Source organism: Empedobacter sp. R132-2 (genome assembly GCF_030324375.1).
Taxonomy (GTDB): Bacteria; Bacteroidota; Bacteroidia; order Flavobacteriales; family Weeksellaceae; genus Empedobacter; species Empedobacter falsenii_B.
On record NZ_JACAGG010000048.1, the window covers coordinates 1 to 12,774 of the forward strand.

At 32.3% G+C, this 12,774-nt stretch carries 8 protein-coding genes and 1 pseudogene; 5 read left to right on the forward strand and 4 right to left on the reverse strand.

Going from position 1 to position 12,774, the window contains the following annotated elements; translation table 11 throughout:
* Positions 1-321 precede the first annotated feature (321 nt).
* The 4 genes from dinB to HXZ69_RS14305 all read right to left on the reverse strand — a co-directional run bounded on the left by dinB (position 322) and on the right by HXZ69_RS14305 (position 5,571).
* Positions 322-1,401, reverse strand: coding sequence for a DNA polymerase IV (dinB, locus tag HXZ69_RS14290; RefSeq protein WP_286496366.1), 1,080 nt, complete (start codon positions 1,399-1,401; stop codon positions 322-324).
* An 18-nt stretch (positions 1,402-1,419) separates the two neighbouring features.
* Positions 1,420-3,687, reverse strand: a complete 2,268-nt coding sequence (locus tag HXZ69_RS14295) for a cation:proton antiporter domain-containing protein (protein WP_286496367.1) — start codon at positions 3,685-3,687, stop codon at positions 1,420-1,422.
* A 162-nt stretch (positions 3,688-3,849) separates the two neighbouring features.
* Positions 3,850-4,554 (reverse strand): class I SAM-dependent methyltransferase, encoded by a 705-nt coding sequence (locus tag HXZ69_RS14300; RefSeq protein WP_125350536.1) that lies wholly within the window; start codon positions 4,552-4,554, stop codon positions 3,850-3,852.
* A gap of 39 nt (positions 4,555-4,593) precedes the next feature.
* Complete coding sequence (locus tag HXZ69_RS14305) at positions 4,594-5,571, reverse strand: YpdA family putative bacillithiol disulfide reductase (protein ID WP_180904757.1); 978 nt, start codon at positions 5,569-5,571, stop codon at positions 4,594-4,596.
* A gap of 143 nt (positions 5,572-5,714) precedes the next feature.
* On the opposite strand from HXZ69_RS14305, the gene HXZ69_RS14310 reads away from it, so the two are divergent.
* The 5 genes and pseudogenes from HXZ69_RS14310 to HXZ69_RS15405 form a co-directional block, all read left to right on the forward strand.
* Positions 5,715-6,305 carry a TetR/AcrR family transcriptional regulator gene (locus tag HXZ69_RS14310; protein WP_286496368.1) on the forward strand — a complete coding sequence of 197 codons (591 nt, stop codon included), beginning with the start codon at positions 5,715-5,717 and terminating at the stop codon, positions 6,303-6,305.
* A gap of 7 nt (positions 6,306-6,312) precedes the next feature.
* On the forward strand, positions 6,313-7,626 hold the full coding sequence (locus HXZ69_RS14315; RefSeq protein WP_286496369.1) for a TolC family protein: 1,314 nt from the start codon (positions 6,313-6,315) through the stop codon (positions 7,624-7,626).
* A 12-nt stretch (positions 7,627-7,638) separates the two neighbouring features.
* Positions 7,639-8,709, forward strand: a complete 1,071-nt coding sequence (locus HXZ69_RS14320; protein ID WP_180904754.1) for an efflux RND transporter periplasmic adaptor subunit — start codon at positions 7,639-7,641, stop codon at positions 8,707-8,709.
* An 11-nt stretch (positions 8,710-8,720) separates the two neighbouring features.
* Positions 8,721-11,897 (forward strand): efflux RND transporter permease subunit, encoded by a 3,177-nt coding sequence (locus HXZ69_RS14325; RefSeq protein WP_286496370.1) that lies wholly within the window; start codon positions 8,721-8,723, stop codon positions 11,895-11,897.
* Between the two features lie 186 nt (positions 11,898-12,083).
* A pseudogene (locus HXZ69_RS15405) lies at positions 12,084-12,774 on the forward strand (transposase); the annotation flags it as partial.

Here is a 12,774-nt window from a genome sequence, read left to right on the forward strand (position 1 = left end):
ATTAATCAAAATAATAATACAATAATATTAAATAAAAACTCTACTTTTAAGTGTTCTTAACAAGGGGAAGATTACAACTCTAATGCTAATATACAAAAATTAGGATATGATTTAAGTTATAATAATGTTTTTAAAAATCTAAAATATTAGTTTTTTTTACTTAAAAAATATTACAATTTATAATTAGCTCGTTTATAACGTTGTTTGCCGTTCCTCGTTTTACCATATTTTATTAATTTATTAGAACATACTTTTGTTTGATAAACAATGGTAAAAGTTGATTTTGTCATATCTTATTAAAGATAAATTATATTGAAGATTTTATATAGTTTCTCTAAATGGAATTTCTAGTTGAGTTCCGAATTTTTTTTGATTATTGGATAAATTAGAGATAGCAACACCTAATAGTCGAACTGGTTTTTCTAAGGAGTAACCTTCACTTAATAAATCATAACAAATAAGATCAAAAAGTTCTCTATTTTTAACTGGAAATGATGCTGATTTACTTTTTGTAGTAACCGAAAAATCATTGTGTTTTATTTTTACAGTAATTGTTCTTCCATAAATTGATGTTTTTAAAGAAAAGTTCCAAACATCTTCTATTAGTGGAAATAAAGCAATTTGCATTTCTTCTAATGTTTCTAAATCTTTGCTAAAAGTTGTTTCTGAACCAGATGATTTTCGCAATCGAGTAGGGTTGACCTCTCTAAAATCTAATCCTCTAACAATATTGTAATAGTATTTACCTGATTTCCCGAATTCCCGTAACAGTTTTTCTAATTCTAGGTTTTTCAAGTCCAAACCTGTATGAATGCCCATCATTTGCATACGTTCGGCAGTTACTTTTCCAATTCCATGAAATTTTTTGATTGGTAATTGATCAATAAAATTTTCAGACATTTTAGGCGTAATCACATAAAGTCCATCAGGTTTGTTATAATCCGAAGCAATTTTAGCTAAAAATTTATTGAAAGAAACACCTGCAGAAGCAGTCAAATCTGTTCGTTCCTTTATTTTTTGTTTGATTTCGTTTGCAATATCTGTGGCGATTTCGATGTCTTTATGGTTAATTGTTACATCCAAAAAAGCTTCATCCAAAGATAAAGGTTCAACCAAATCAGTATATTCAAGAAATATTTCACGAATTTGATTCGAAACTTCTTTATAAACTTGAAATCGAGGTTTTACAAATATCAAATGTGGACATTTGCGTTTTGCAACAACAGAAGACATTGCAGAGCCGACGCCATATTTTCTAGCTTCGTAACTAGCGGTAGCAATCACACCACGTTCTTCATTTCCGCCAACAGCAATGCATTTCCCTCTTAATTCGGGGAAATCTCGTTGTTCAACAGAAGCATAAAAAGCGTCCATATCGATGTGAATAATCTTACGCTGCATCTTGCAAAATTACTCGCTTTATTTTAAATGATACTCTTGAATAAAGTTTTTTAAGTTTTTCTTATCGGCAACAATTGTCAAATAATCGCCCAATTCAATTGGTACATTTCGATCAGGATTGTGAATCATTTTTCCATCGCGCTCTATCGAAACCACAATTCCTTTTGCCGTATCTTTTACCCAGCCAATCGATTTATGCTCCAAAACACAAAAATCATTCGGAATAACTACTTTATCCAACGTAAAATTATCTGTATTTTTAAGATCATTATTTTCTGGAGGAGTTTCACCAATAATTTGCAAATACTTCTCAAATCGTTGAATATGTTCATCCGTTCCAATAATTCCAATTTTATCGAAAGGATATAAAACTGATTCAGAATTTGGAGTCTGAATGATTCGGTCCCCACGTTTGATATAGGCAATATTGATCTGAAATTTTGTTCGCCAATCCAATTCACCCAAAGTAACACCTATAAAATTCGCATTTTGTGGAACAATCATATCGGAAATATGAGTGTTATCCCAAGTATATTGAAATTTATCTTGTTTCTTTTTCTCTTCAATTTTTTTAGTCAAAATTTCACGTTCATTTAAGTTATAAATGAATTTTGTTTGAATATAATTGTAAAATTGATTGAAATATTTCGAAAGAAAAAACATGGTAATCAATAATACAATAACCAAAATAATTGAGGCAATTGTGCTTGAAAAAAATTGATTATAAATAAAAATTACAGTAACTACAACTATAGTTAAACGTATGGAGATAATTGCAATAATTGGTGCGCGATTGTAATTAGACTCATCCCAAAATTCTCTGATAATTTCTCTTTTTGGTCGATTTCCAATAATTGCCCAAATAAATGGAATACACAATACAAATGTCAATGTAAGGCTGACCAAACTTGCGCCAAAATAGGTAAACCAATCGGTTAATAAGAATAAAACGTAGCTTTTTATGATTAATGTGATTGCGATAATGATTATTCCATTGATGAAAATTGTTGAAACCGTTTGTTTGATGATTTTATTCCATTTATTTTCGTTTTGAATATGTTGTGTATCAGATGAATAATTTTCAACACCTTGAATGAATTTTTGCGGAAGAATTTTTTCCAATAAAGTATAAACTTTGTCCGATGATTTAATTAAATAAGGTGTTGTAAATGTTGTAATTGCTGAAACACCGACTGCAACAGGAAACAAGAAGTCGCTTGTTACACCAAGAGAAAGTCCTAAACCAGCAACGATGAAAGCAAATTCACCAATTTGTGCCATACTCATTCCTACTTGAACGGATTGTTTTAGTGGTTGTCCTGAAATTATAGCACCTAAAGTGGTAAAAATTAACTTTCCGAAAATCGTCAACAAGGTCACAATCAAAATTGCCCATTTGTGTTCATACATCGAAACGGGATCGATCATCATTCCAATAGAAATAAAGAAAATTGTTGCGAACAGATTTTTTACAGATTGAAAATTATGTTCAATTTTTTCGGCATAAACAGTTTCAGCTAAAATAGAACCCATTACAAAAGCACCTAATTCTATCGAAAAACCTGCGCTATCAGCAATGTAAACCATTCCAAGACATAATCCAATTGAGATAATTAATAAGGTTTCATCATCTAAATAATTTTTGATAGAACGTAGAAAAGTTGGAATAATAAAGATTCCTCCAATAAACCAAACCGCTAAAAAGAAACCTAATTTAACGAAAGAATTAATCATTTCTGCTCCGTTAAAATGCTGGCTAACCGCCATAGTAGAAAGCATAACCATTAATAAAATGACCACAATATCTTCTACAATTAAAATTCCGAAAACGACATTCGCGAATTTCTTTCGTTTCAATCCTAATTCATCAAATGCTCTAATAATAATGGTTGTAGAGGAACTTGCTAATAAACCGCCGAGGAAAATACTATCCATTGTCGACCAATTCATAAATCGACCAACAAAATAACCAACGGTTACAATACAAATGATTTCGACAATCGCAGTGATGGAGGCAGAACCACCAACATTGAGTAATTTTTTGAAACTAAATTCGAGACCAAGACTAAAAAGCAAAAATATAACACCAATCTTCGCCCAAATCTCCACATTATGTTCTTCTGCAACGGACGGAATATATTCGAAATGCGGTCCAACCAAAAAACCAGCAATAATATAACCTAAAACAAGAGGTTGGTTGATGCGTTTGAAAATAAGCGTCGTCACAGCGCCTACACATAGAATTAATCCAAGATCGGTAATGAGTTTTGGCAAGTGTTCTTCCATAAATTGCGTTTAATCTCCACTAATTTAAGAATTTTTTAAAAGATAATTAATTGTTCAACTATTGATTAACTTTATATCATTATCAATTTTGTTTGAGAATAAAAAAAAACTCACTAATTCTAATGAACTAATGAGTTTGTATTTTATTATCGAAACGATATTTTACAAAGTAATTTTTGCTAAATAAGAATCTCCTTCGGTTTTTATTTTTGTACATTTTAGTTGATGATATTCGCACGCATTTTTTAGTGTATCAAAATCCAAATACAACCATTGAATAGGTTCTTCTTGTTCGCCTTTATAATGAACCGTAAAATCTAATTCACCGTAGTAATTTCCATTACTTGGAATCCATTTTCCACCATCTTCGTCTTCATCAAACATATAAATAATGTCGGTTCCATCAATCAAAACTTGACCATTTTCGGTTAATAAATTTTTGATTTTATCCAAGAAAACATTAATTAAAACTAAATTCTGAAAAATCCCAGTTCCGTTCATCAAAAATAGAATCGTATCAAATTTCTCAGCTTCATTGATTTCAAGGAAATTCTGAACTTTTGCATTGTTGATTCCTCTCAATAAACAAGCTTCAATCGCTTTCGGAGAAATATCAATTGCTAAAACATCCAACCCTTTTTCTTGCAAATAAAGTGAATGAGAACCCGCTCCACAACCAACATCTAAGATTTTTCCTTTTGATAAATCCAATGCTTTTTGCTCCAAAATTGGCATGTCATCATAATCTCTAAAAAGATAATCAATTGGCATCACATCCAACTCAGAAATTGATGTTTCGGTATAGAGATCTTCGGGCGAATGATTGGTTTGATAATCTAAAATTGCCTGTCCGAAAAGGTCTTTCATGTTATTTTTATTTTTATGTTCTGATTAATACAGAAACTTTTATTTATTATTTTTTGCTAAAATTGCCTCAACAATTTGCTGTGCATGTACGCGCGAATTTTCAATAAACCAAATATTTGTCAACATACCACCACAAACAACGCCTGCCAAATATAAACCATCCACATTTGTTTCCATTGTTTCGGGATTATAAGTTGGCGTTTTCAATTCATCATCACTGAAAGTTATTCCACAGTTCTCCAAAAAATTGAAATTTGGATGATAACCAGTTAAAGCTAAAACGGTATCATTTTCAATTGAAATATCACCTTCTGGTGTTTTGATATGAACTTGATTTTCGTCAATAGAAGTAATATTCGAGTTGAAATAAGCTTTGATACTTCCTTCTGCAATTCGATTTTCGATATCAGGACGAACCCAATATTTTAGTCGATGCGTAAAACCTTCGCCACGAATCACCATTGTTACATTGGCACCTTTTCGATAACATTCTAAAGCTGCATCAACAGAAGAATTATTCGCTCCAACAACCACTACGTTCTGAAAAGAATAAGGGTGAGCTTCCTTGTAATAATGATGAACTTTTGGCAAATTTTCACCTTCAATATTCATTAAGTTTGGAATGTCATAAAAACCAGTTGCAAGGACTATATTGTTAGTTGAATAGTTATTTTTTGATGTTTTAACTTCGAAATGATTTGTTTCAACTTTATTAATCGTTTCAACTTCTTCGTATAGATTTAGATTGAATTTGAAATATTTATGAATGTTTCGATAATATTCTAACGCCTCTTGTCGACCAGGTTTTGTCTCAATACAATTGAACGGAATTTCTCCAATTTCTAATCGTTCGGCAGTCGAAAAAAATGTCATATACAAAGGATAGTTGTACAAACTATTTGTTAAAGCACCTTTTTCAATAATTAAATAAGAAAGATTGTTTCTTTTCGCTTCTATTGCACAAGCCAAACCAATTGGCCCAGCACCTACAATTATCAAATCATATTGTTCTTTCATCAAGCAAATTTACGGATAATCAGTTCGGTAATCTTTATGATTTTCTTCAATTTTTTTAAAAATAATGTTTAACTATTTGGATTAACGAAATATATTAATAATTTTGTTTGACAATTTTGTCAAAATAAAAAAGCCGCACAGATATGAAAGACGATACAGAAGAATTGATCAAAGAAACAGCGAAAAGAATGTTTTTTGGTGAAGGTAGATTTCATGCAACAACGCATGAAATAGCTGATGAAGCGAAAGTGAATAGAACGTTGATTAATTATTATTTCAGATCGCGAAACAATTTAATTAGTATTATTTACGAAGAAGCTACGCGAGTAAGTAATGAAAAATCGCGTGTTATTTTTGATAGAAATCGTGATATCAAAGAAATGATTGGCGAATTTATAGAGGATTCTATTGCAACATCAATCAAGTATCCATATTTGGAAACTTACATCGTTACCGAAATGAATAAAAATAATACAATGTGTTCTAAGTTAATGAAAGATGATTTAGATGTAGTTGTAAATGTTTTTTACGAAAGATTAGAGGAAGAAATGGAAAAAGGAACGATTAAAAAGATGGAGCCACTTCAGTTTTTGTTAAACATGATTTCATTGGTTAATTATCCATTTACAATTCGTCCGCTACTTCAATTGGATTTGAAATTGAGCGACGAAGATTTCAAACGTATTCTTTCTGATCGAAAAGAAATTATTCTCAATACACTTTTTAATAATTAATATATCAATGAAAAGGTTAAAACAATTACTTTCTATAGCGATTGTAGCGTTGATGAGTTCTGCTAATGCCCAAGAAATTATTGCACTTAAAGATGCAGTAAATTTTGCATTAGAAAATAAAGCTGATGCTAAACGTGCGAATTTGGCTATCAAAAAAGCAGAATATAAAATTGATGAAGCTAGAGCAGGAGCTTTGCCACAGGTTAGTGCAAATGCAGGATTACAGTATAATCCAATTGTGCAAGAAACTGCACTGACAATGGGAGGGCAAACAACTATCATTAAAATGGGACAACCATGGAATTCGAGTTTGGGAGTTACGGTTAATCAAAATATTTTTGATCAGCGTGTTTTTACAGGACTTAAAGCAGCAAAATCTACACGTGAATTTTACCAAATTAATGCGGATTTAACAGATGAACAAATTATAGAGCGAGTAGCGAATGCGTATTATCAAGTTTTTATTCAAGAAGAGAAATTAAAAACAATTGATAAAAGTTACGAAAACACGAATAAAGTTCGCAATGTTATCAAAAGTTTAGTGGATAATGGATTGGCAAAGCCTATTGATTTAGACCGAATAGTTGTACAATTAAATAACATATCTTCATCTCGCCAACAATTGGTAAATGCAGTAGAAATTAACAAGAATGCATTGAAATTTTATATGGGTTATCCAATAGAACAGCCAATTACGTTGACAGAAGAAACAATCACACCGAATTTAGTTTTGTTAGAAGATCAAATTAATGTAGAAAATAGAACAGAATTTAAAGTATTGTCAAAACAAAAAGAATTGTTAGGTTTTGCAAAAGAAGCTGAACGTGCAAATCTTTATCCAACTGTTGGTTTGGCTGGTAATTATGGATTGCAAGGTTTTGGTGAAAAATTTATTACTTCAAAAACTTATACATGGTCAGATTTAGCTTCGATTGGCTTGAGTGTAAAAGTTCCGATTTTTTCTGGAGGAGCTACAAAAGCAAAAATTAATCAAGCAGAAATTGATTTGTTGGATATCGAAGAACAAATGAATGACACAAAACTTGGTTTGAGTTTGGAATATCAAAATGCAAAAGCGCAAATAGAAAATGCGTTAAAAAGTGTCGATATTCAAGAAGAAAATGTGAGTTTGGCAGAGAAAGTTTTATCAAATACACAAAATAATTACCAACAAGGTTTAGCTAATTTGACAGAAATTTTAGACGCTGAAAATGCGTTGACAGATGCTAGAAATAATTACTCAAATGCTTTGTTAGAATATAAAATTGCCGAAATCGCATTAATCAAAGCAAAAGGAGATTTAAAAATATTAATTCAATAATAGAACCGATTTATGAAATCAGTAAAAACTTTACTTTATATATTAATTGCTGCTGGCTTGATTGGTGGAGCAGTTTACATCATCAAAAATAACAAAGCGAAGCAAGAAGAGGAAGTTGCGATTGTAAATGCTAGTAACGATGAGGTTGTGGTAAATACAATTAAAGCAAAATACGAAAGCTTAAATACAGATTATACGTCAAACGGAACGTTTGCGCCATTTCAGGAAATGAGTTTTCCTTCAGAAATTTCAGGAAGAATTGTTCGTGTATTGGTAGATGAAGGTAGTTATGTTTCTGTTGGACAAACATTGGCGACGATTAAAAAAGATGCAATTGAGGTTGATGTAACTCAAGCACAAAATAATCTTCAAAATGCGATTATAGATAATCAACGTTACGAAAATGCGTACAAAACTGGAGGAGTAACAAAGCAACAATTAGATAATTCGCGTTTGCAATTAAAAAATGCAAGAGCAGCGGTTTCTGCACAAAATTTACGTGTTCGTGATACCAATGTAAAAGCAACTATTTCTGGTGTGATTAACAAGCGTTACATAGAGCCAGGATCTGTAGTAGCGCCAGGTTCTCAAATGTTTGATATTGTAAATGTATCAAAACTAAAATTACAAGTTACAGTAACAGAAGCTGAAGTTGTGAATTTGAAAGTAGGACAAACAATCAAAGTATTGGCTAGTGTTTTTCCAGATCAAGAATTTGCAGGGAGAATTTCTTTTATTGCGCCTAAAGCAGATGCTTCATTAAACTTTCCAGTAGAAATTCAAGTTTCGAATAATTCTGGTTTAAAAGCTGGTATGTACGGAACGGCAGTATTCTCGACAAAAGATGATGTAAATGCAGGTAAAAATGTATTGGTTGTTCCAGCAAATGCTTTCGTAAATGGAATTAGTTCTGGACAAGTTTTCGTGGTTGAAAATAATACAGCAAAATTAACGAAAGTTGTGATTGGAAAAACAGTTGGAACTGAAGTTGAAATTATTAGTGGAATTAAAGATGGAGCTGAAATCGTGACAAGTGGTCAGATTAATCTGAAAGATGGAACGAAAGTAAAAGTTGTAAAGTAAGATAGATTTCCATGAAAATAGCAGAAATATCAATTAAACGTCCCACAATGATTATCGTGTTATTCACGATTTTGACTTTGGGAGGATTGTTTAGTTATACGCAAATGGGATACGAATTAATCCCAAAATTTGAAACGAATGTTGTTACGATTTCAACGGTTTATCCTGGAGCTTCTCCAAACGAAGTTGAAAATTCTGTAACCAAAAAGATAGAGGATGCGGTTGCAGCCTTAGAAAATGTAAAGAAAGTAGAATCGAAATCTTACGAAAGTTTATCAGTTGTAATGGTTACGTTGAATTCTGATGCAAATGCAGATTTAGCGTTGAATGATGCGCAACGTAAGATTAATGCCATTGAGAAAGATTTACCTGATGATGTAGATCCGCCTTCTTTGACGAAATTCTCGTTAAGTGATTTACCAATTATTACAGCTGGTGTAACGTCTGATAAGTTGACAGAAAAAGATTTGTATGATTTGTTAGATAAAAAAATAGAACCAGTTTTATCACGTGTGACAGGTGTTGCGCAAGTAAATTTGATTGGAGGACAAGAACGTGAAATTCAAGTAAGTTTAGATCCTGTGAAATTGAAAGGTTATGGATTATCTGTGCCTCAAGTTCAGCAAGCAATCTTAACTTCGAATTTAGATTTCCCAACAGGAAGTGTAAAAACACGTGAAAACTCTACAATTATTCGTCTTTCTGGAAAATATAAATCAGTTGATGAATTAAATAATTTGGTAATTTCTTCGAATAATGGAATTCAAGTTCGTTTATCGGAAGTTGCTTTTGTGCAAGATTCTCAGAAAGAAGTAGAAAAAATTGCACGTGTTAATCAGAGTTCTGCGATTATTGTTCAGGTTGTAAAACAATCAGATGCAAATGCGGTGGCTGTTTCTGAATTGATGAAAGAAACCATCAAAAAAGTTGAAACAGATTATAAGAAAGAAGGACTTAAAATTCAGATTGTAAATGATACGTCTGATTTTACATTGGCTGCGGCAGATCACGTTATTTTCGATTTAGTTTTAGCAGTTGTTTTAGTTGCAATTGTAATGCTTTTATTTTTACATAGTATTCGTAATGCTTTTATTGTAATGGTTTCTATTCCAGCATCGTTAATTGCGACTTTTATCGGAATGTACTTAATGGGGTATACCTTAAACTTGATGTCGTTACTTGGTTTATCACTTGTAGTGGGAATTTTGGTGGATGATGCCATCGTTGTTTTAGAGAATATTTACCGTCACATGGAGATGGGAAAATCGAAAATTAGAGCTTCATACGATGGGGCAAAAGAAATTGGATTTACAGTAACAGCTATTACGTTGGTAATTGTCGTGGTATTCTTACCAATTGCAATGAGTACAGGTTTGGTGGCGAATATTATTGGACAGTTTTGTGTGACAGTCGTTATCGCAACCTTACTATCCTTATTGTCGTCATTTACAATTGTTCCTTGGTTGTCTTCTCGTTTCGGGAAATTAGAACATATCACAGGGAAAAATATTTTTGAGAAATTTATTCTTTGGTTCGAAAAACAATTAATGAAATTTACCCACTTCATTTCTGATATGTTAGAATGGTGTTTAAAATCTACCGTTCGTAGAATTGGAGTTTTTATTGGGGTATTTATCGTTTTATTTGCAGTTATTGGAGTTTTAATGGGAGGAAAATATATCGGTGGTGAATTCTTCCCTAAAACAGATAAAGGTGAATTCCTAGTTCAAATAGAGTTACCAAAAGATGCAACAATAGAGGAATCAAATTTTATGACGCAAAAAGCAGAAAAGTTTTTACGTGATAAAAAAGAAGTTGTTGATATGATTACAACTGTTGGTCAAAGTTCCGAAGGATTTGGAGCAGCACAAGCAACAGCTTATAAAGCAGAAATAGACGTTATTTTAAATGATAAATCAGAGCGTGAAGACAATTCATTTATTTATGCGGCAAAAGTAAAACGCGAATTAGAAAAAGAATTAGTTGGTGCTAAGGTTAAAACTGTTCCAGTTGGTTTGATTGGAGCGGAACAAGCGCCAATAGCGTTGGTTGTGACAGGTCCAAATTTAGAAAGCGCGATGAAATTTGCTGAGTTAGCGAAGCACGAATTAGAACAAATCAAAGGTTCTTCGGAAGTGAAATTAACAACAGAAGCAGGTAATCCTGAAATTAATGTGCAAGTTGATCGTGATAAAATGTCTTCTTTAGGATTGAATCTTCAAACGGTTGGTTTAACCATGCAAACGGCTTTCTCTGGAAATACAGATGGTAAATTCCGTGCTGGTGAATACGAATATGATATTAATATTCAATACAATGATTTCAATCGTTCTAATATTGATGATGTTCGTAGCTTAATTTTTGTAAATGATAAAGGACAACAAATTCGATTAGATCAATTTGCAACGGTTATGCAAAGTTCAGGTCCAAGTTTCTTAGAGCGTCGTGATAAAACGCCTTCTGTAACGGTTCAAGCACAATCGGTTGGTCGTACAACAGGTGATATTGTAACTGACTTCAAGGAAAGTTTGAAGAAAATTGACAATAAGAAACCAACTGGTGTTTCTTATGTTTGGGGTGGAGATGAAGAAAATCAATCCGAAGGTTTTGGTACATTAGGTTATGCATTATTAGCTGCTATTATCTTGGTTTATTTGGTAATGGTTGCTTTGTACGACTCGTTTATTTATCCTTTCGTGGTTTTGTTTTCGATTCCATTATCTTTAATCGGAGTTTTCGTAGTTTTAGCATTAACAAATAATTCATTGAATATCTTCACGATTCTCGGAATGATTATGTTGATTGGTTTGGTGTGTAAAAATGCGATTTTATTGGTCGACTTTACCAATCACCGAAAAGAAGCTGGCGAAACTACTCACAATGCTTTGGTACAAGCCAATCATGCGCGTCTTCGTCCAATTTTGATGACAACAATTGCGATGGTTTTCGGGATGATTCCAATTGCCTTAGCAAAAGGAGCAGGAGCGGAGATGAACAATGGTTTAGCATGGGTAATTATTGGTGGTTTAGTGTCATCATTATTCCTAACCTTAATTATCGTTCCTGTGGTTTATTCATTATTCGATAGTGCAATTCGTCGTTTCTCAAAAGGAGAAAAAGTAGATTATGAAGCAGAAATGGTTGCAGATTATGAAGCAAGACAAATAAAAGAAGAATGGGAAGAGTAATCTTTCGTTTTTAGATATTTAATCAAACCCGTTCAGTTTTTATTATTTTAATTGATACATAAAAAAATCCTTGTCAAAGTTCTAAACCTTGACAAGGATTTTTATTTAGTTGAAACTCGTTATTTTGTTAATGCGATGTGCTTGTTGCAGAACTCTAAAATAGACTAATTTTTCGTATTTTGTTGTATGCAAGGACGAAAAGAATTTACTCCACAACTTTTTTATGAATTAAGTTTAGATCGGTTAGTACCGTTTGATAACTTTTATCGATGCGTTAATCACGAACTAGATTTACATTTTCTGTACAAATCCACCAAAAAATATTACGGAACTCAAGGTCAAGAGAGTATTGATTCTGTGGTGTTTTTTAAAATATTATTGATAGGCTATTTAAACAACATTAATAGCGATCGTGCATTGATTCGTTTTTGCAGTAATTGGCTTGGATGTTCGTTTATTTTTAGGTTATGATTTAAATGAAGAGTTGCCTTGGCATTCAACAATTAGCCGAACAAGAGCGTTTTTTGGAGAGGAAGTTTTCTTGCAACTTTTTCAGTTAGTTTTAAAACTATGTGTTAACAAAGGCATGGTTTCAGATAAACGTCAGGCGGTAGACTCAGCGTTTATTAAAGCCAATGCCAGCATGGATTCTTTGGTAGAAAAAGAAGTTTTAAATGATGCTTCTGCTTTTGTGAATGAGTTAGAAGAAAATTCAGAATTCAAAGCATGCAGTGAGCCCAGTCGAACTGTAACATCAACACGCAAAAAGTTGGTAGAACAACATCATAATTGGAAAAAGGAAGCGTTTAAAGGAATGCCGGGACATGTGAAAACGCTTCAAAAAAATGAAGATGGTGAAGATATTCGTCCAAAGTTT